This is a genomic window from Pseudomonas syringae KCTC 12500 (assembly GCF_000507185.2).
GTDB classification, from domain to species: Bacteria; Pseudomonadota; Gammaproteobacteria; order Pseudomonadales; family Pseudomonadaceae; genus Aquipseudomonas; species Aquipseudomonas syringae.
In genome coordinates this window covers 38,983-58,950 of sequence record NZ_AYTM02000002.1, presented here as the reverse complement: position 1 = coordinate 58,950, position 19,968 = coordinate 38,983, and the positions used below count along the sequence as shown (strand labels likewise).

At 60.9% G+C, this 19,968-nt stretch carries 19 protein-coding genes; 13 read left to right on the top strand and 6 right to left on the bottom strand.

All coding sequences use genetic code 11. The features are described 5' to 3' along the window. The first annotated feature begins 23 nt into the window (after window positions 1–23). The 10 genes from gspG to V476_RS00720 all read left to right on the top strand — a co-directional run bounded on the left by gspG (window position 24) and on the right by V476_RS00720 (window position 7,956). Window positions 24–455 carry a type II secretion system major pseudopilin GspG gene (gspG, locus tag V476_RS00765; protein WP_003317918.1) on the top strand — a complete coding sequence of 144 codons (432 nt, stop codon included), beginning with the start codon at window positions 24–26 and terminating at the stop codon, window positions 453–455. An 8-nt stretch (window positions 456–463) separates the two neighbouring features. Continuing rightward, the gene (locus V476_RS00760; RefSeq protein WP_003411575.1) at window positions 464–898 is read left to right on the top strand and encodes a prepilin-type N-terminal cleavage/methylation domain-containing protein; all 435 of its coding nucleotides are present in this window, start codon (window positions 464–466) and stop codon (window positions 896–898) included. After that, a complete protein-coding gene (locus V476_RS00755; RefSeq protein ID WP_003343408.1) occupies window positions 898–1,269 on the top strand; it encodes a type II secretion system protein in 372 nt (123 codons plus the stop codon). Before V476_RS00760 ends, V476_RS00755 begins: the two co-directional genes overlap by 1 nt. Beyond that, on the top strand, window positions 1,266–1,898 hold the full coding sequence (locus tag V476_RS00750; RefSeq protein ID WP_017278750.1) for a prepilin-type N-terminal cleavage/methylation domain-containing protein: 633 nt from the start codon (window positions 1,266–1,268) through the stop codon (window positions 1,896–1,898). Before V476_RS00755 ends, V476_RS00750 begins: the two co-directional genes overlap by 4 nt. Next, a complete protein-coding gene (locus V476_RS00745) occupies window positions 1,895–2,629 on the top strand; it encodes a general secretion pathway protein GspK (RefSeq protein ID WP_024961202.1) in 735 nt (244 codons plus the stop codon). Before V476_RS00750 ends, V476_RS00745 begins: the two co-directional genes overlap by 4 nt. Next, window positions 2,626–3,720 carry a type II secretion system protein GspL gene (locus tag V476_RS00740; protein ID WP_024961203.1) on the top strand — a complete coding sequence of 365 codons (1,095 nt, stop codon included), beginning with the start codon at window positions 2,626–2,628 and terminating at the stop codon, window positions 3,718–3,720. The genes V476_RS00745 and V476_RS00740 overlap by 4 nt, the downstream gene beginning before the upstream one ends. Beyond that, window positions 3,695–4,306, top strand: a complete 612-nt coding sequence (gene gspM, locus V476_RS00735; RefSeq protein WP_003343405.1) for a type II secretion system protein GspM — start codon at window positions 3,695–3,697, stop codon at window positions 4,304–4,306. Before V476_RS00740 ends, gspM begins: the two co-directional genes overlap by 26 nt. Next, window positions 4,303–4,833, top strand: a complete 531-nt coding sequence (locus V476_RS00730; RefSeq protein WP_003417561.1) for a general secretion pathway protein GspN — start codon at window positions 4,303–4,305, stop codon at window positions 4,831–4,833. The genes gspM and V476_RS00730 overlap by 4 nt, the downstream gene beginning before the upstream one ends. Continuing rightward, window positions 4,833–7,160, top strand: a complete 2,328-nt coding sequence (gene gspD / locus V476_RS00725; RefSeq protein ID WP_003426187.1) for a type II secretion system secretin GspD — start codon at window positions 4,833–4,835, stop codon at window positions 7,158–7,160. The genes V476_RS00730 and gspD overlap by 1 nt, the downstream gene beginning before the upstream one ends. Window positions 7,161–7,233: 73 nt before the next feature. Next, complete coding sequence (locus tag V476_RS00720) at window positions 7,234–7,956, top strand: alpha/beta hydrolase (protein WP_004417313.1); 723 nt, start codon at window positions 7,234–7,236, stop codon at window positions 7,954–7,956. Window positions 7,957–7,998: 42 nt separating this feature from the next. Here the strand turns inward: V476_RS00720 and V476_RS00715 are convergent, their stop codons facing one another. Both V476_RS00715 and V476_RS00710 read right to left on the bottom strand, forming a co-directional pair. Then, complete coding sequence (locus tag V476_RS00715) at window positions 7,999–8,745, bottom strand: hypothetical protein (RefSeq protein WP_004417314.1); 747 nt, start codon at window positions 8,743–8,745, stop codon at window positions 7,999–8,001. A 227-nt stretch (window positions 8,746–8,972) separates the two neighbouring features. Continuing rightward, the gene (locus V476_RS00710) at window positions 8,973–10,169 is read right to left on the bottom strand and encodes an MFS transporter (RefSeq protein WP_024648635.1); all 1,197 of its coding nucleotides are present in this window, start codon (window positions 10,167–10,169) and stop codon (window positions 8,973–8,975) included. Window positions 10,170–10,431: 262 nt separating this feature from the next. On the opposite strand from V476_RS00710, the gene V476_RS00705 reads away from it, so the two are divergent. Genes V476_RS00705 through V476_RS00695 form a run of 3 tightly spaced genes read left to right on the top strand, consistent with a single transcriptional unit; the run spans window position 10,432 to window position 13,399 of the window. Then, window positions 10,432–11,163 carry a GntR family transcriptional regulator gene (locus V476_RS00705; RefSeq protein ID WP_024961204.1) on the top strand — a complete coding sequence of 244 codons (732 nt, stop codon included), beginning with the start codon at window positions 10,432–10,434 and terminating at the stop codon, window positions 11,161–11,163. Between the two features lie 49 nt (window positions 11,164–11,212). After that, window positions 11,213–12,499: an MFS transporter gene (locus tag V476_RS00700; protein WP_024961205.1), complete on the top strand. Its 1,287-nt coding sequence runs from the start codon at window positions 11,213–11,215 to the stop codon at window positions 12,497–12,499. Between the two features lie 54 nt (window positions 12,500–12,553). Beyond that, window positions 12,554–13,399 (top strand): amidohydrolase family protein, encoded by an 846-nt coding sequence (locus tag V476_RS00695; RefSeq protein ID WP_004417319.1) that lies wholly within the window; start codon window positions 12,554–12,556, stop codon window positions 13,397–13,399. A gap of 4 nt (window positions 13,400–13,403) precedes the next feature. On the opposite strand, the gene V476_RS00690 is transcribed toward V476_RS00695, so the two are convergent. From V476_RS00690 to V476_RS00675, 4 genes are all read right to left on the bottom strand, one after another. Further along, on the bottom strand, window positions 13,404–16,442 hold the full coding sequence (locus V476_RS00690; RefSeq protein WP_024961206.1) for an efflux RND transporter permease subunit: 3,039 nt from the start codon (window positions 16,440–16,442) through the stop codon (window positions 13,404–13,406). After that, window positions 16,439–17,530, bottom strand: coding sequence for an efflux RND transporter periplasmic adaptor subunit (locus V476_RS00685; RefSeq protein WP_024961207.1), 1,092 nt, complete (start codon window positions 17,528–17,530; stop codon window positions 16,439–16,441). The genes V476_RS00690 and V476_RS00685 overlap by 4 nt, the downstream gene beginning before the upstream one ends. After that, window positions 17,527–18,714, bottom strand: a complete 1,188-nt coding sequence (locus tag V476_RS00680) for an efflux RND transporter periplasmic adaptor subunit (RefSeq protein ID WP_032629677.1) — start codon at window positions 18,712–18,714, stop codon at window positions 17,527–17,529. Before V476_RS00680 ends, V476_RS00685 begins: the two co-directional genes overlap by 4 nt. A gap of 100 nt (window positions 18,715–18,814) precedes the next feature. Beyond that, window positions 18,815–19,678: an alpha/beta fold hydrolase gene (locus V476_RS00675; RefSeq protein WP_024663404.1), complete on the bottom strand. Its 864-nt coding sequence runs from the start codon at window positions 19,676–19,678 to the stop codon at window positions 18,815–18,817. Window positions 19,679–19,968: the final 290 nt, after the last annotated feature.

Sequence of the window (19,968 nt, the reverse complement as noted above, 5' to 3'; positions counted from 1 at the left end):
TCATGAAATAGGAAACCATTCCGATGACTTTTAGCCGTACACGTTTCAAACCCGCACGTCGACAGGGCGGCTTCACATTGCTGGAAATGCTCGCCGTTATCGTATTGCTGGGCATCGTTGCGACCATCGTCGTGCGTCAGGTGGGCGGCAACGTCGACAAGGGCAAGTACGGGGCAGGCAAGGCTCAACTGGCCAGCCTGGGCATGAAGATTGAAAGCTACGCGCTGGACGTCGGTTCGCCACCCAAGACCTTGCAGCAATTGACCGAGAAGCCGGGTAATGCATCGAACTGGAACGGCCCTTACGCCAAGCCTTCGGACCTCAAGGATCCGTTCGGCCACGCATTCGGCTACCGCTTTCCTGGTCAGCACGGCAGCTTCGACCTGATCTTCTACGGCCAGGACGGTCAGCCGGGCGGCGAAGGGTACAGCGCCGACCTGGGCAACTGGGAGTAACGTTCGGCATGAGAACGCCTGTCGCAAGCCGGGGTTTTACCCTCATGGAAATGCTGGTGGTGCTGGTGTTGATGAGCATCGCCGTCGGTCTGGTGGGTTTCGGTCTGCAACAGGGTTTGAGCACCGCCAGTGAACGGCGCGCGGTCGGCGACATGGTCGAAGCGTTGCGGGCCACCAGAGTGCGCGCGATTGTCACCGGTCAGCCGGCGCGCACCGAATTCAATCTGCGCAAGGCGACCTTCAAGGCGCCCGGCAAGCGCGAGATGCACTGGCCGGAAAGTCTGCGCGTGACCATGCAGACCGCGTCCGATCTTGGTTCCGCTGTGGAGTTCTATCCGGACGGCGGCTCCAGCGGTGGCAACGTGGTGGTCGCTGACGGCGACCGGCGCTGGCGTATTGATATTGGCTGGCTGACCGGCAGCGTCCAGGTCCGGACGCTTTAATGAAAACATCGCAGTCGGGGTTCACCCTGCTGGAAATGCTTGCTGCACTGACCGTCATGGCGGTGTGCAGCGGTGTTCTGCTGGTGGCGTTCGGGCAAAGCGCGCGCTCCTTGCAGCAGGTGTCGCGCAGTGACCGGCTGAGCCATGCGGCACGCACGATAATGGATCAGGAAAGCGCCGGTCCGCTGGAAAACGGTACGCGAAAGGGAGAGCTCGCAGGCATCGACTGGACACTGGATATCCGTCAGCTGCCGGGTGCCAATGGTCAGGCGAGGATGTTTCGCCTCGACCTGATGCTCAGTGAGCATCAGCGCAAGGCCCAGTTCAGTACGTTTAAATTGCGTGGCGCTGTCAGCGGGGCGGGGTCATGAGGGGCACTCAGCGTGGCTTCACGCTGCTGGAAGTGTTGCTGGTGATCAGCCTGCTTGGTGTGCTGCTGGTGCTGGTTGCCGGGGCGTTACTGGGTGCCAATCGTGCGGTGCTCAAGGCTGAGCGCTACACCGTGAACCTGGACGAGGTCCGCGCCGCGCAAGCGTTTCTGCGCAGCTCGATCGCTCAGGCGCTGCCGCTGGACACGTCTGGCGAAGATGACGTCAACAGCGGTTTTTTTGAAGGCTCGGCGCAGCAGTTGCGGTTTGTCGCAACGCTGCCCGGCGAGTTGGGCGGCGGTATCCAGGTTCACAGCCTGGAGCTCAAGGGGCCGCAAGAGCATCGGTCTTTGCAGGTGTCGTTCGCTCAGGTTCTGTCCAGTGCGAATGGCATCGCCCTCAAACCCTGGGGTGAGCCTCAGGTATTGCTGCAAAACGTCGAGTCGTTGACGTTCAGTTATCGCGGGCTGACGCCCAAGGGCAAGCCGACCGGCTGGATGGCCGAATGGCCCTGGCCGAATCGCTTGCCGGGCGCGGTGCGCATCGACATGCAGACCCATGGCGCGGTGAAATGGGTCTCGGAAGTGGTGGCCTTGCGTCTGGACCTGTCCGGCGGGGCGGGCGGCGAATGAACGTGACGGGCCGATCGCAGCGCGGTGTTGCGCTGCTGGTGGTGCTCTGGGTGCTGGCACTGCTGAGCCTGTTGCTCGGCGGGCTGGCCGGGTGGGTGCAACTGGAAAGTCGGCAGTCGCTCTGGTTACGGCAAAATACCCAGGCGCTGATGGCCGCCGAAGCTGGCATGAATATGGCTGTACAGGGCTTGCTCGATCCTGAACAGCGCAAACGCTGGATTGCCGACGGGCGTGTGGTCTCGTTACGGATGGATGACACGCAACTGTTGGTGAGCATCAGAAGCGAGCGCGGCAAGCTGGACCTCAACAGCGCACCGGTTGCTGATATATCGCGTCTGCTGCAGGCCTGCGGCGCGGCTAAAAATCAGGCCAGCGGTATCGCCCAGGTATTGGAGTCGCAGCGCAATGGCGGTCAGTCACCGCTGCGGGTGGTAGAGGAAGTTCGCCAGCTGCCGGGTATGAACCAGGCGCTGTATACCCGGCTGTTGCCGGAAATAACATTATGGAGCGGTCTGGATCGGCCCGACCCGGCGCTCGCTTCGGCGTTGCTGCGTCGGGCCTTGAACCTGCCGAACCAGAGCGCGGTCGGGGCCGACCCCGGTGAGGTACTGGCCATCGACACGCGCGCAGAACGACCGGGCGGTGTGACCGCCCTGTTACAGACCACTGTTTTATTGAGCCCATCGGAGGGAGGCGCACAGCCCTACAGGGTGTTGCGTTGGCAAGAATGAATTCATCAGTTTCTGCACGTCTGGCGCCTGTTTACGCGTTACGCGAACAGGTCGCCCGGCAGTGGCGTGGCAGTCCGGCGCAACACGCCTGGCAATGGTGGGTAGCGGAGCTTCGCGCCTGCCTTCCTCCGCGTGTGCGTCGATGGCTGGGCCGCGAGACCGTGGAGCAGGCGCTTGTCTGGCCATTGGTCGAGCCGCTGCCCGATGCATCGCCTCAGGTACGGCGGGTCCTGCTGCTGCCGCCCTCGGCTGTGCTGTTGCAGACCTTGCAGCTTCCTGCGGCTGCGGCACGCAATCTGTCGACCGTGGTCGGCTACGAGCTGGATCGTTTCACGCCATTTGACGCGGGCCAGTTGTACTTCGTGGCCCGTCAGGACAGCCGCAGCGCCAGCTTTGTGCAGGTCACGCTGGTGGCAATCCTGCGCGAGCGGCTGGACGCGATACTCCGTGAGTGCGCCGAGCGTGGCTTGCGTCCCGATGCTGTCGATGTGGGCACGGACGTGGGCGCTGACAACCTGACTACAGGGCAGCGCATGGGTGTCGATCTGCTGCCGATGCCGTTGCGCCCGCAACAGTCGCGCTCCGGCCATCGCTTGCAGCGCGGGCTGATCTGGCTGTGTGCCGGCCTGCTGCTGAGCGCCATGTTGCTGTGGCTGAACGACCGCCAGAGCCTGCTCGATGACATGCAGGCCAGCGTCAAGGCGCAGAAGGCTCAGGTTGGCGAGGTCCAACAACTGCGCCAGCAATTGACTAACACTCTGGGCGCTGCCAACTACCTGTTGCGCCGCAAGGCTGCGCAGCCGCCGCTCTCGGCGCTGCTCAGTGAGCTGACCGCCTGCCTGCCTTCGGACACCTGGATCGAGCATATGGAAATCAGCGACAGTGCCGAGGTGGCGTTTTCCGGGCAGAGCGCCAAGGCCAGTGCGCTGATCGGCCGCGTCAAGGACTGCCGAAGTCTGGATAATGCGCAGTTTCAGGGGGTGATCCAGCCCGACACCAAAACCGGCAAGGATCAATATTCCCTGCGCGCGCATTTGCACCAGAACCAGCAGCAGGAGAACGCCGATGCGCCGTCCACTGACAAGCCGTGAGCGGCGGGGCGCTGCCCTGATGATTCTGGCCCTGGTGTTGTGCCTGGCTTACTGGTTGTTGATCGACAGCTGGTTCGCCGGACCCTTGCGCGACATCAACGAACAGACCGACCAGTTGCGCGAACAGCAGCAGCGCTACGCGGGCCTTCTGCAGCAGGGTGATTCGTTGCGCGAGCAACTGGAGCAGGCCCGCCGTGATCCGGCCAGCAGCACCAGCTTGCTGCCGGGCGAAGATCCCAGTGCCGTGGCCGCTGATCTGATGCAGCGCATTGCCGACCTGATCAGCAGCCAGGCCAGCACTGGCGGCGGCTGCGAGTTGACTCAGCGCATGCCGATCACCCCTGAGCAGGACAGTGCCGAGCCGTATCGGCAGGTCAAGGTCAGCCTGACCCTGAACTGCGCCATCGAACCACTGACCGCCATCCTGCATGCGCTGGAGTATCAGCGCCCGTTTTTGTTTATTGATGAGATGAGTATGCGTCGCGACGCCAACGCTCCGGCCAGCGGTGCTGCCGGCAAACTGGTGGTGCACCTGCTGGTGCGCGGCTACCTGCAACCGGCCAGTGCCGGGGAGGGCGAGCAATGATCGGTTCACTGCGTCCGCTGGAGTGGGCACTGCTGGCTTTCGCCGCAGTGTTGGCAGCTTTGATCGCACTGGTCTTCAGCGGCGCTGCGCACTCACCGGACTGGCTGCCCGAGCAGGCGCCGCGCAACCCGGTCGATCAGCGGGCGCAGGTCCACAGTGCGCCGTCGGCGACCCTCGACAGCCTCGCCAATACCTGGAAAACCCCGCTGTTCAGTCCTGATCGCAGCCCTGACGTGGCCGTTCGCAAAGCCGATGCGCAAGCCACCAATCTGGCTGGCCTGACCCTGACCGGGGTGATCATGGACGGCTCGCTGCGTGTGGCATTGCTCAAGCAGGCCAGCGGCCCGGCATTGAAAGTCCGTCAGGGCGATCGCTTGCCCAACGGCTGGACGCTGGACCGTCTGGAGCCCACCCAGGCCACGTTCAAACTCGATGACCGCACGCAAGTCCTGCGCCTGCCCGCGCTGCGTCTGCCGCCGCCGTCGAATACACCGCCGATTACCTTAACCAACGATTCCACCCTGTGATGGGTACCTTTTCTGGAGTTCCTGCCATCGCTACCTTGCGCACACCCTTGCTTTGCCTGGCCACCGCCGTCGCCCTTGGCGGCTGCGCGTCACAGTCAGACACACTCGATCCCGACAATGGCATGCTGCAGGAAGCGCTCCAGGGAACCGGTTCACAACGCCCGCCGGTAGACCCGCGCAGCGAAAGACCGCCCGTCGAGCCACCTTCCCAGCAGACGACCAGCTCGCCGCAGCGGCAGATCATCAAAGGCAACCAGCGTTTCATCCGTCAGCCTGCCGCCGCTCCCGCAGCGCGTCAGGCCGAGACGGGTGACATCGTCTTCAACTTCACCAATCAGCCGATTCAGGCGGTGATCAACAGCATCATGGGCGATCTGCTGCACGAGAATTACAGCATTGCCCAGGGTGTGAAGGGCGATGTGAGCTTCTCGACGTCCAAGCCGGTCAACAAGCAGCAGGCGCTATCGATTCTCGAGACGCTGCTGTCCTGGACCGACAACGCCATGATCAAACAGGGCAACCGCTACGTGATCCTGCCATCGAACCAGGCGGTGGCGGGCAAGCTGGTCCCCGAAATGCGCGTGGCGCAACCTTCGGCCGGCATGTCGGCGCGGCTGTTTCCGCTGCGCTACATCTCGGCGACCGAGATGCAGAAGCTGCTCAAGCCGTTCGCTCGCGAAAACGCTTTCCTGCTGGTAGACCCGGCGCGCAATGTGCTCAGCCTGGCGGGTACGCCCGAAGAGCTGGCCAACTATCAGGACACCATCGACACCTTCGATGTGGACTGGCTCAAAGGCATGTCTGTCGGCGTCTTCGGCCTGCAACGCGCCTCGGTTGGCGAACTGATGCCAGAACTGCAGAAAATGTTCGGCCCGGAAAGCGGCATGCCGCTGGCGGGCATGGTGCGTTTCCTGCCAATCGAACGGACCAATTCGGTGGTGGCGATTTCCTCGCAGCCCGAGTACCTGCACGAAGTCGGCGAATGGATTCACACCATCGACGAAGGCGGTGGCAACGAACCGCAGATGTACGTGTATGACGTGCGCAACATGAAGGCCACCGATCTGGCCAAATACCTGCGGCAGATTTACGGCACCGGCGCCATCAAGGAAGACGCTGCGGCCAAAGTTGCACCAGGCTTGCGCACCACCACCTTGTCGTCGCTCAACTCCAGTGGCGGCAACGGTGTCGGCGGCATGAGCAGCTCCAACGGGCTGGGCGGTACCGGCAGCGGCCTGAGCAATGGCGGGGGGTTTGGCAACAGTCAGGGCATGAACAACAGCCAGAACAATGGCGACAGCGAATCCGAAGGCGACGATCAGAGTGGCGGTGATTCGGATTCGGCCAGCCAGGAAGGCAGCGAGTCTGGCGGCAATAACAAGTCTCTGGACGCCAGCACACGCATCACGGCGCAGAAGAGCAGCAACCAGTTGCTGGTTCGCACCCGTCCGGCGCAGTGGAAGGAGATCGAGTCGGCCATCAAGCGCCTCGATAATCCGCCGCTGCAAGTGCAGATCGAGACGCGCATTCTGGAAGTCCAGCTCACCGGCGAGCTGGACATGGGCGTGCAGTGGTACCTCGGGCGTCTGGCGGGCAACTCGGGTACCACCGGCAACGTGACCAATACTGCGGGCAGCCAGGGTGCGATTGGTACTGGCGGTGCTGCGCTGGCCTCTACTGACGCGTTCTTCTACTCCTTTGTCAGCAACAACCTGCAAGTCGCCTTGCGGGCGCTGGAAACCAATGGCCGCACGCAGGTCCTGTCGGCGCCTTCGCTGGTGGTCATGAACAACCAGCAGGCGCAGATTCAGGTCGGCGACAACATCCCGATCAGCCAGACCTCGATCAACACCAACACCAATGCCGGCACCACATTGAGCAGCGTCGAATATGTGCAGACCGGTGTGATTCTCGATGTCGTGCCACGCATCAATCCGGGCGGCCTGGTGTACATGGACATTCAGCAGCAGGTCAGCAGTGCCGACACCAATGCCAACAACAGCGATGCCAACGGCAATCCGCGTATTTCCACCCGTTCGGTGGCCACGCAAGTGGCCGCACAGAGCGGTCAGACCGTGCTGCTGGGCGGTTTGATCAAGCAGGACAATGCCGAGACGGTCAGCGCCGTACCTTACCTGGGACGCATTCCGGGCCTGAGATGGCTGTTCGGCAATACCAGCAAATCCAAGGGCCGTACCGAACTGATCGTGCTGATCACGCCGCGGGTCATTACCAGCAGCAGCCAGGCGCGTCAGGTGACGGATGATTACCGTCAGCAGATGCAGTTGATCAAGCCGGAAGTTTCGCGGACCAGCATGCAGAACTGAGGCTGTGTTAGTTTCTGCCACCACGCCCACTCACGACGCTGCCCGCTGGCAGCGTCAAACAGAGGTCATGAACATGCTGAAATTCTTCGCTGCCTTGCTGTTTGCCTTTGTCGGAATGGCACAGGCGCAGGACACCTTGCATACGGACCTGCCACTCGATTACCTGGCGCAGACCAATGTCGACAAGCCTGACCAGCCACTGGTGATTTTCATCCACGGCTACGGCAGCAATGCCGCCGACCTGTTCGGGCTCAAGGAAGAGCTTCCGGCCGACTACAACTACGTGTCGGTACAGGCGCCGATGGAGTTGCGCGCTGACAGCTACAAATGGTTCACCCAGAAGCCCGGCGTCGCGGATTACGACGGTGTGACTGAAGACCTGAAAAGCAGCGGTACCCAGTTAGCCGCGTTCATCGGCAAAGCCACTGAGAAGTTTCATACCCAGCCAGGCAAGGTCTTCCTGATCGGTTTCAGCCAGGGCGCCATGATGAGTTATGAAGTCGCCCTGCGACAGCCCAAACTGGTCGGCGGTTTTGCAGCATTGAGCGGGCGGCTGCTGCCGGTCGTGAAGTCCGAGGTCAAAGCCTCCGACGACCTCAAGGCTCTGAGCGTATTCATCGGCCACGGCACGCAGGATCGCCAGGTGGCCTATGCCAGCGCACCGCAAGCCGAAGCGACGTTGAAATCGCTCGGCCTGACGCCGCAGTTGCATGCCTATGAAGGCATGGGGCACAGCATCAATGAGGCTGAAGTGATGGATCTGGCGGCTTGGTTGAAGCAGTCAAACCGCCAGTGAATACGTGCGTCGTCCTAGGGGCGACGCTCATTCTTCGTTCAACTAGTTGACCTTGACCTCGTTGAACTTGAGCACGTTGTCCTTGTTCTCGCGATCGCGGAAGGTCAGCTTCAAGGCAGGTGACTGCTTCACACGGCCCTTGGTCGCTTCAAAGATCAGTGTCACGCGGGTAGGCACGTTGCGGATCAACTGGAAGCTGTCCCAGCGATCGAACTTTGCATCGCCGACACGCAGTTGCGAAAGCCCCAGCGCGCCGCCGGTTTCTTCGAACAGGCTGATCGGGTTGAGAAACCTGAAGTCGCGATCGGCGCTTTTATTGATCAGCTCAAGCGTGCAGGTAGGCGACTGACCATTCTGATCACAGTCGAGCAGCTCAATACTCAGATTGTCTACCGTCTCGGAACGCTTGCCGAACATGTTGGCGTTGTCATTCTCGGTAAACAGTTTCTGACTGCGGGCGAACTCCACCGAAGGCTTTGCGTATTCGCCGCCCAGCTTGAAGAACACCGCGCAGAGAAACAGTGACAGCGCCATCCACACGCCAAGCTTCAGTAACGAGGGGAGCTTTCTGGCGAGGATGGCGATACCCAGCCCGCTGAACAGCATGACTGTGCTGACAATGATGATCAGTGTCTTCCAGTTGATGAAGTCGACACTGAGGCCAAGAATGGTCGGGTCCGGAAACAGGTAGGTGAAGATGCTCCAGATGACCCCGATCATCCAGACTATGCCTGCCGATATTTTGACCAGAATCGCGGAAATCTTGCTTGTTCGTGGTGCTGCGTCCATTGCTGTTTTTGCCTTGTTCGGGTTGCGGGAATGCATACCGATACGCTTGAGCAGCGGTATCGACGGGTGGGGGCCTTGGGATGAGGCGTGTGTACAATCCGTGTTCAATCGCGCAGATCCAGAGGTGCCGGATACGCGAGCCTTTAGGTGCGAGAGAGAGCCAGAAGGGCGATGGGGTATGACATCGCCGCGGCATTATCCTGCAATTCAGTTACAAAGTGCAGGGTTTACGCATTCTGCCTGGATCGGTCCCTGAGCAGCGCCAGCAATGCAATCAGTGGCAGTGCCGTGCCAGCGATCAGCACCCAGGTCCAGCCACCGTGATCAAACAGCGGGCTGGCGACTGCCGAGCCAATGGCACCACCGATAAAAATACTGGTCATGTACAGCGCGTTGAGCCGGCTGCGGCTGGCGGCATCCAGCGCGTAGACCGTGCGCTGGCCCAGGACCATACTGGTCTGCACACAGAAATCCAGCACTACGCCGGTTATGGCCAGGCCAATCACGCTGTAGGCTGGATGAACCAGGCCTGGAAGAAAGCTGAGTGCGCCGAACAGCAGTGCGCCCAGTGAGGCGATGCGGGTGTAGCCAGCGTCTGCCAGGCGGCCGCTGATCGGTGCCGCAATGGCACCGATCGCGCCGATCAGGGCAAAGAGCGCGATCTGGGTTTGCGACAGCCCGTGATTGCGCGACAGCTCCAGCGGCACGGCGGTCCAGAACAGGCTGAAAGTCGCGAACATGCAGGCCTGATAAAAGGCACGCTGGCGCAGCACCGGCTGGGTACGAAGAAGAGTCCATAGAGAGAACAGCAACTGGCCGTAGGACGCACGATGATCCGGGAGGCGTTTTGGCATGGTGGTCGCCAGTACCACGCTGATGCCGATCATGACCACAGCCGCCGAGCCGAACACCGCCCGCCAGCCGAAATGGTCGGCCACCAGACTGGCAATCGGCCGCGCCAGCAGAATCCCCAGCAGCAGTCCGCCCATGATCCCGCCAACGACCCTCCCGCGCGACTCCTCCGGAGCCAGATGCGCCGCCAACGGAATGAGCATCTGCACCGACACCGAACTGAAGCCCACCAGCAGCGAAACCAGCAAAAACACATTCGGCTGCTCGGCGAAAGCGGCACCCAGCAGGCTGAGAATCGCGACGACAGTCGTCACCAGCATCAGCCTGCGGTTCTCCAGCAAATCGCCCAGCGGCACCAAAAAGAACAGCCCCAGCGCATAACCGATCTGCGTCAATGAAACGATCAGACTGGCTGCCGTGCTCGACAGCCCGATGTCCGGGGCAATCAGCTCGATGATCGGCTGGGCGTAGTAGATGTTGGCGACGATCGCGCCACAGCAGAAGGCAAACAGCATGACCATGGCCGGGGTCATGGTCATAGCGTTATGCGCGGATTGGGACGAGTGGGGCATGAAAGTCTCGCTTGAGCATGGACTGTCAGACGCTGGAAGCGTGTCTGTCAGACGGTTTTTGATCGATGCAGCGCAGGCTAACGGTTTTGTCGGCCATTAAGTAGGTGCGGCGAGTTGATACAGGATATTTCCGGGAATGATGATCAGCGAAGCGCAGCGATGTGTCGGTATAGTCACTCACGCTCGCGAACTATTGACCTTCGCTTGCCACGGATGAATACTCTTTTCAGAAATTCATATAGATGACTGGATGAATAAAACAATGTACAAGCTTTCCAGCGACGAACGTCTACCGCTTTATCAACGCCTGCGCGACAGCCTGGCTGAGCAGATTGCCAATAATCGCTGGCGTCCGGGTGAGGCGATTCCTACCGAAGCGGCGTTGTCTGCAGAGTATGGTCTGTCCACCGGTACGGTGCGCAAGGCCATTGATCTGCTGGTCAGCGACAACATTCTGGAGCGCCAGCAGGGGCGTGGCACGTTCATTCGTCGCGCGCAGTTTCAGTCCTCGCTGTTTCGTTTTTTCCGTTTTCAAACCGAAGCGGGTGAACGCCGGGTGCCGGAAAGCCGGATCTTGTCCGTCGAGCCTGTGGATGCGCCTTCGTCGGTCGCTCAAGCGCTGGGGATGGGCGCAGGTGCGCCGGTGATTCGTATGGTCCGCTTGCGGTTGCTGGATGGCCAGCCGGTGCTGGCCGAAGAGATCTGGCTGCCACGTGCGCGGTTTCAGGCATTGCTGGAGCTTGACCTCGATACGCAGGGGCCATTGCTTTATCCGATCTACGAAGATGTCTGCGGTCAGGTGGTCGCCTGTGCGCAAGAGAGCCTGACGGCCGAGACGGTTAACGACGTATACGGCCGGTTGCTGCAGATTCCGGTCGGCAGTGCGGTGGTGGTCATCGAACGCTTGGCGCGCAACTACGCCGGTGAGCCTCTGGAGTGGCGCCGTTCGCGAGGGCACGCCAGCCATTTCCGCTACAGCGTGGACATTCGCTGACAGCGCTGCAGCCTGCCCGAGCCGTGCAACGCCCATAAGGATAAGCGCCATGTTCAATTGGTATCGCGACGTCACTCCCAAAGAACGCAAGACCTTCTGGGCCTGTTTTGGCGGCTGGTCGCTGGACGCTCTGGAAGTGCAGATGTTCGGTCTGGCCATTCCGGCCCTGATTGCTGCGTTTGCCCTGACCAAGGGCGATGCCGGGCTGATCAGCGCGGTGACGCTGGTAACGTCGGCGTTGGGTGGCTGGGTGGGCGGGACGCTGTCCGACCGCTATGGCCGGGTGCGTACGCTGCAGTGGATGATTCTGTGGTTTTCCTTCTTTACCTTTTTGTCTGCGTTCGTGACCGGTTTCAACCAGTTGCTGATCGTCAAGGCGCTGCAGGGCTTTGGCATCGGTGGTGAGTGGGCGGCAGGCGCGGTGCTGATGGCCGAGACGATCCAGTCCCGCTACCGCGGCAAGGTCATGGCCACCGTGCAAAGTGCGTGGGCCGTCGGCTGGGGCCTGGCAGTGGTGCTGTTTACTCTGATTTATTCGTTTGTACCGGAGGATATTGCCTGGCGGGTCATGTTCTTTGTCGGCCTGCTGCCGGCCCTGATGATCATCTGGGTGCGACGCAATGTCGAAGAACCGGAGAGCTTCCTGCGCATGCAGAAAAGCGCCGCGCCGAAGGTCAACTTCTTCAAGTCGATGGCCGGGATTTTTCGCCCCGAGCTGTTGCGCGTTACCTTGCTCGGTGGCTTGCTGGGGCTCGGTGCGCACGGCGGTTATCACGCGGTCATGACCTGGTTGCCGACCTTTCTCAAAACCGAGCGCAACCTGTCCGTGCTCAGTTCAGGCGGCTATCTGGCGGTCATTATCGTTGCGTTCTGGTGCGGTTGTGTGTGCAGCGGTCTGTTGATCGACCGCATAGGTCGACGCAAGAACATTATGCTGTTCGCCTTGTGCTGCGTGGTCACCGTTCAGTGTTACCTGGTGCTGCCGTTGAGCAACACACAGATGCTGTTTCTCGGCTTTCCGCTGGGCTTCTTCGCCGCAGGCATTCCGGCCAGCCTCGGCTCGTTTTTCAACGAGCTGTACCCGGCAGAGGTGCGGGGTGCCGGGGTGGGCTTCTGCTACAACTTCGGGCGCGTGCTGTCGGCGGTGTTCCCGTTTCTGGTGGGGCATATGAGCCAGTCAATGTCGCTCGGCAGCGCCATCGGAATCGACGCCGGCATTGCCTACGGCGTGGCAATGATTGCCGCTTTCTGCCTGCCGGAAACCCGTGGACGCAACCTCGAGGCTACGCTGCCCGTTGCCGAACCACTGGACAAGGGCGCCGCGCAGCGGGCTTGAAAACCTTTCATTCGCGGTGTTGCGGCGCCGCGCTGACTCTTTATAGACGAACCCATGACTGATTCTTGTACCACGCCAATACTGGGCATCGATGCCCACGCACATGTCTTCAGCAAGGATTTGAGCCTGGCGTCAGGACGGCGTTACAGCCCGGACTACGACGCAACGGTGCACGCCTATCTGGCCAACCTCAGCGAACATGGTCTGAGCCACGGTGTTTTGATCCAGCCCAGTTTTCTGGGCACCGATAACCGGTTTCTGCTCGATGCCCTGGCGCAGGCTCCGGACCGCTTGCGCGGTGTGGCGGTGGTCGACACGGACATCAGTCGCGGTGCGTTGCAGCATATGGCCCGGCTGGGCATCGTCGGCATCCGCCTGAACCTGATCGGCAGGCCGCTGCCAGACTTTGCCGCGCCGGAATGGAAGACGCTGTTCAAACACATCTGGACGCTAGGCTGGCATGTCGAACTGCACCGCGAGGTCGCTGACCTTCCGGGGCTGATTCGGCAGTTGTTGCCGTTCGGTTGCAAGCTGGTGATTGACCATTTCGGGCGGCCCGATGCGCGCCTTGGTGTTGATGATCCGGCGTTCCAGGCCTTGCTGGAGTTGGGCCTTAGCGGGCAGATGTGGATGAAGATTTCGGCGATCTATCGTCTGGGCGGCAGTGTCGAGCAGAACGCGACGTTTGCTCGCGCCGCATGGCCGTTGCTGCTGCAAAGCTTTGGCCCGCGCCGACTGGTATGGGGCAGCGACTGGCCGCACACCCAGCATGAGCACGTGGTCAGCTACACCGGTGTGGTCGAGCAGTTTCGCGCGCTTGAATGCCCGGACCCGCTCAAGCGCATTATGTTGGTCGAGGCCCCACAGGCGCTGTTCGATTTCCTGCCGGTGGAAATCTGACCTGCTAAACAGCTGGTGGCCTGATCCGATAGCTGACCATATACAGCGCCGGCAGGAAAAACAGGGTCAGCAGGGTCGCGATGGCGATGCCGCCGATCATAGCGATGGCCATCGGCCCCCAGAACACCTCGCGGGCAATCGGGATCATGCCCAGGCTCGCGGCCGCTGCGGTCAGCATAATCGGTCGGCAGCGATGTTCGGTGGCCTTGACCACTGATGTCCAGGCGCTTTCCCCAGCGGCAATGAATTCATCGATCTGCGTGACCAGAATCACCGAGTTGCGGATGATGATGCCGATCAGCGCCAGCACGCCCAGAATCGCCACGAACCCCAGCGGATAGCCGGAAATCAACAAGGCCGCGACCACGCCGATCAGGCCCAGCGGCACTACGCTGACCACCAGCAGCAGTTTTTTCACGCTGTGCAACTGGATCATCAAAAAGCTGACCACCAACAGCAGCATCAACGGCACGACCTTCAGGATCGGCCCCTGTGAGCGAGCGCTGGCCTCGACTGCGCCGCCAGTGGCGACCGAGTAACGTAACGGCAGGTCGGCGCTGAACGCATCGACGTCGGGCTTCAATTGCCTGACCAGCGCTGCCGGCTGCAAAGTGCCGAGCACGTTGGCTTTCAGGGTGATGGTCGGCAGTCTGTCACGCCGCCACACCAGCGGCTGTTCCTGCTCGTAACTGAGCGTGGCGAACGCCAGCAGCGGCACACTCGCACCGCCGGGTGTGGGAATCTGCAGGTTGGCAAGGGTCTGCACCGAGCTGCGTTCGTCGCTGTCCGCACGTCCGACCAGGTCGATCAGATAGGTGCTGTCACGCACCTGAGTGATGGTGGTGCCGCTGACGAGGCTGTTGAGGATTTGCGCCACGTCCTCGGAGGACAGACCGAACTGGCGCACCTTGTCCTGCGCGATGTCGATCTTCAGCACCTTGCCCGGTTCGTTCCAGTCATAGATGACCTGGCCGATATTGGGGTTGGCATCGAGAATCGCCGCCAGCGCCATGGCCTGGCTGCGCACCTGTTCGATGTCCGGCCCGCTGACCCGGTATTGCACCGGCCAGCCCACTGGCGGCCCCATGTTCAGCGGCTGAACGTAGCCACCCACGCCGACGTAATCGTCGCGAAAGCGCTGACGCAAGCGTTCTATCAGCCGGTCACGCGCTTCGCCACCCTGGCTGACGATCACCAGTTGTCCGTAGAACGGGTTGCTCAATTGCTGATCCAGCGGCAGGTAAAAACGCACCGCGCCCTTGCCCACGTAAGAGCTCCAGCGCAGCACGTCGGCATCCCCTTTGAGCGCTGCTTCAAAGCGGTCCATGGTTTGGCGGGTACCTTCGATGGAGCCGTTTTGCGGCATGTAGATATCCACCAGAATTTCCGGCCGGTCGGAGTCCGGGAAGAACTGGTTCTGCAGCAACCTGCCTGCAAACAGCGACGCGATGAACATCAGCAGAGTGATGCCGATGACCCACCCCCGGTGTTCGAGCGCCTTGACCAGCAGTCGGCTGAAACCACGCATCCAGCGCCCCGGCGCTGCGTGTTGCGCGGACGCCTTGAGGATGTGCACGCCAATCAGTGGCGCGAACAGTACCGCCACCAGCCAGGACAGCAGCAACGCTACGGCAATGACGGCGAACATGGTGAACACGTATTCGCCTGCGGAGCTGGAGTTCAGGCCGATGGGCACGAAACCGGCGACCGTGACCAATGTGCCGGTCAGCATCGGGAACGCGGTCGAGGTGTAAGCGAAGGTAGCGGCCTGCGGTAACGAATCGCCGCTTTCAAGGCGAGTGACCATCATCTCGACGGTGATCATCGCGTCATCCACCAACAGCCCCAGGGCGATGATCAGCGCGCCCAGCGAGATACGTTGCATGGTGATGCCGCTGTACTCCATGAACACGAAGACCAGCGCCAGCACCAGCGGAATCGAACAGGCCACCACCAGACCGGCACGGATGCCGAGGCTGATGAAGCTGACGACCAGCACAATCAGGATCGCTTCAAAGAGTGCATGGGTGAAGCCGTCGATGGCTTTTTCGACCACATCGGCCTGGCTTGAGACCAGGTGCACGTCGATGCCCAGCGGTAATTCGGTAGTCAGATCGTCGATGCGCTGCTGCAACTGGGTGCCGAATGCCTGGATGTTGCCGCCTTGCTTCATGGCCACCGCAAGGCCGATGGCTGGCTGGCCATTGAAGCGGAACAGTGAGGAGGGCGGATCGGCATAACGGCGCTCGATGGTCGCCAGATCGCTGAGGCGAAAGAACCGGTCGCCGAAGCGCAGATTGACGGCCTTGAGGTCTTGTTCATTGCTGAACTGCCCACTGGCCCGCACCGCAATGCGTTCGGGACCGGCCTCCATCACCCCGGCAGGCGTGACCGAGTTTTGCGCTTGCAGGCTTTGCAGCACCTGGCGTTGATCGATGCCCAGAGCCGCGAGCTTGCGGATCGAGAAATTCAGATAAATGACTTCGCGCTGGGCGCCGAGCAACTCGATCTTGCCCAGGTTGGGCACGCTGCGGATGTCGGCGCGCACTTGCTCGACATAGTCGCGCAGTTGGCGGAAAGACAGGCCATCGGCGGTGAACGCATAGATGCTGCCGAACACATCGCCAAACTCGTCATTGAACGCAGGGCCCTGAATACCGCTGGGGAGTTCGCTGCGCACATCGCTGATCTTCTTGCGCACCTGATACCAGGCCGCAGGGATGTCGGCGCTTCGGGTTTCACTTTTGAGGAAGACAAAAAGCGTCGATTCGCCCGCCAGCGTGTAGCTTTTCACGTAATCCAGCGCGTCGATTTCTTCGAGCTTCTTTTCCAGCCGATCAGTTACCTGTTGCAGGGTGTCGGGCAGCGTCGCACCCGGCCAGCGCGCCTGAATGACCATGGTCTTGATGGCGAATGAAGGGTCTTCCTCACGCCCCAGATTCAGGAATGACCAGCTGCCCATCAGCAGTGAAACGAACATCATGTACCAGACCAGCGTGCGATGCCTGAGCCCCCAGGCCGATAGATTGAAGCGCTCCTTCACAAACCGACCTCTCGCTGCACACGGATCTTCTGACCGGACTGCATGCCGTTGACGCCGGCAGTCACTACTTTTTCGCCCTTGTGCAGCGCGCCACTGACCCTTACCGTCGAGCCCGAACGCGCCAGTACCTGCACCGCGCGCGGGACCAGTGTCGATGTCGTTGGGTCGATCACCCATACCTGAGAGGTGCCGTCACGCTGCAGCACTGCGCTGCCAGGCAGCTCATGAAACGCCGGCGCGTCGCCACTGATTTCTACCGTGACGGTCGAGCCCAGGCGAAAGCTGTCCGCAGGGTTCTGCAAGGCCAGGCGGACGCGCTGAGTGCGGGTCTCGGCATTGATTTGCGGCGCAAGCTGGCGGACGTTCGCGGCCACTGAGAGCTGTTCGTTCAGTTGCGAAATCACTCTGATGCGGTGGCGGTCATTCAGCGAACCGAGTGGCAAGTCGACGAGCGCTTCACGGCTGTCCGGGCGCGCAAGGCTGACCACTGCCTGACCGGTCGCCATGACCTGGCCGACTTCGGCTTGCCATCCTGTGATCAGGCCATCGAACTCGGCTGACAAGCGTGTGTAGGACACATGATCACTCGCTTGTTGCACCGCGACGCGGGCCTGATTGCGCAGCGCGTCCTGAGTGCGCAGGTCGCTGTCCAGTTGATCCATTCGCGCCCGCGAGCCGATACCGCGCTCATCGAGTTGCTGGTAGCGCGTCAACTCACCGCGTGCCTGTTGCCAGGCGGATTGGGCTTTGCCGAGTTCAGCCTGGCGGGCACGCAAACGGTGTTGCTGGTCGCCGGGTTCCAGGGTGGCGAGCAGATCGCCCTTGCGCACTTGATCGCCGATCTCCGCGTGCCGGGTTGCCAGTCGGCCAGCGACGCGAAACCCCAATGCCGCTTCATACTGCGGCTGGATGACGCCGGCGAAGCGGCCATAAGAGGCGCTGTGCTGATCGACTATTTCGGTGAACAGCACCGGGCGTTCGACAACCTCGCGAAGCGGTTTGTCGCGGCATCCCGGCAGTGCCACGATCAGAATGCAGATCAGCCAGCAGCGGGATCTCGTTCGTGGTTCTACGCACGAGGTGCTCATCGCGCTGCTCCCGACGACGCCAGCGAGACGCTTTGTTCGGCTGGTGCTTGCTCTGCGACCTCTACCCGTTGTCCCGGGTAGAGAAACTGCAGCCCCCGGGAAACTACTCGATCACCTTCGGACAAGCCCTCTGAAACGATGACCTGACCCTGTTCGTAACGCTGCACTTTCACAGGCGTCAGCCTGACCCTGGCCTGAGCGTCCACCCGCCAGACTGCCGGTTGTCCTTGTGTACGGCTCAAGGCGGACCAGGGCAGGGCGAACGCCGATTGCGACTGCGTCTGCAAGCGAGCGCTGACCACGGAGCCCAGTGCGAGCGACGCAGCGGCGCCCTGCAGTGCAACGCGCACCCGCAACGTGCCGTTCGCGGCGGAGACGATAGGGGTGATTTCCCTGATGATGCCGCTCAGCTGAATCTCCGGCTGGCCCAAGGGGCTGACAGTCACTGCAGCACCGGTCTGATCGGCTCGCAGCAGCGATTCGTACGCGGAAAACACCGCTTCGCGCTCGCCATCATGAGCGACGCTGAAAATCGCAGTGGCGGCCTGAACCACCTGACCTTCTTCGGCATAGCGCGCCGTCACGACGCCATTGGCTACCGCGAACAGTTCGGTGTAACCGACCTGATCACGCGCGTTGGCCTGCTGCGCCTGCAGCGCGGCCAGATCCCCCCGCGCGCTGTCGAGCCCGGAGCGGGCCCTCTGGTATTCGCTGAGGTTGGTATAACCCTTGGGCAGCAGCACTTGCTGACGCTGGTAGTTTTGTTCGGCGAGGTGCAGCCGCGACTGTCGTACGGCGACTTCGGCACTGGCTGACGCCAGCTCGGTCTTTTGCTCGCGCGCGTCGAGTCTGGCCAGAACTTGCCCGACCCGCACTCGATCCCCGACATCCACATAGCGCTTGATCAGCTTGCCGGAGACACGAAACGATTGCTCGGTCACCTTGCGTGCCTGGATGTCGCCCGTCAGCGTCACACTGCTGGCGACGTTCAGTAAGGCAACCGGTTGCGCGGTGACTCGCACCAGCGCCTTTTCTGCGGGTTTTCCTGCAGAACAGGCGCTGAGCGAGAGTAGCGAGATGAAACCCAGTACCACGCCGGGCTGAGTGTACAGAGAGTGCAACGGCCGGATATTTCCGGAAACACGGCAGCACGAACGCCGGAGCGTTGCAAAGGGAAAAGTCATCAACGAATAGCACTGCCCGATCAAAGAAGCCAACATCATCCATGAGTCACAGCGTCAGACCGGAAAAGCGCAAGGGCTTCCCGGGCCAGGCGAGCGAGCTTCAGGCCATCGCGGTGACGCTGGGCCAAACCTCCTGGTTAGCTTCAGTGCCCAAAAATGTCAGTACGTTTCTTTGCGAGTGGTGCCACGCCGCCTTGCTTTCCAGGTCCAGAAAGTGCCCGGTGTCCGGAACTACGTTGAAACTGCTTTTGGCAATGTAGTTGGAAAACATGCGGGCATCTGCAACGGTGGTGTATTCATCTTTTTCACCGTTGATGAACAGCACCGGAATGTTGATCGAGGAAAAACGCTCGACGTAATTACTGGCGCTTAGTTGGCGAATCTGGCTGATGTGAAAGTCGATCTGGCGATATTCGTGCTCGGCAAGACTGATCAGGTGCTTGTAGTTATAGAGTTTGAACAGGCGCGGCAGGTACTTGCCCACGGTGTCGTTGAGCAGTGAGCCGATCTTGCGTTTTTCTCGCGCGGCGAGGTAGACCTGGGCGTTGTCGATATAGTCGAGCATGGCCTCGTTGAGCACCGGCGAGAACGAGCTGATGATGGCTTTTTCTACGGATGGAGGGCATGCAGAGAGGGCCAGCAGGGCCGATACACCGCCCCAGGAGACCGACAGCAGGTGGTTTACCTGATAGAGATCAATCAGTTGGAGGAGAATGTTTACTTCATCTTCCTTGCTGACAATCATGTCGTCCGGGTTATGCGCTCGGGATTGTCCCGAAAACGGCAGATCGAACAGCACCAGGTTGTAGTGCGGTTGCAAGTACTTGACCGTCTGCCCGAAAGAGCCAGTGGTCGACAGTGCACCGTTGACCAGCAGAATGGTCTTGGCGTCGCTGCCTTTCCAGTAAGTCTCGGCGTAAACCTTGTACTTACCGATCGTTAGAATCTTCGATTGTGCGCCCATAACAGCCTCCCAGCTAAAATGTTATCCAGCAATTAATGCAGCGTTCTCTGCTTCGGCAGCCATGCCAAAGCCTCGCCTGGTAAGTGGCGAAATCCGGTGAGTTATTATTCTGGGTGCAGCGGAAACGTTACCGCAGGAACTGTGTCTGCCCGGACATAGATAACGCAGTGCCAGCATTGCGACAAGTCACTGACGTCATAAAAATGTCTAGTCGCTCACGTTTCACCTTGGCGTTTGGCCATCATGTTTTGCGAAAGAGAAGGATTTAATCGGGGAAAAACGCCGTATCC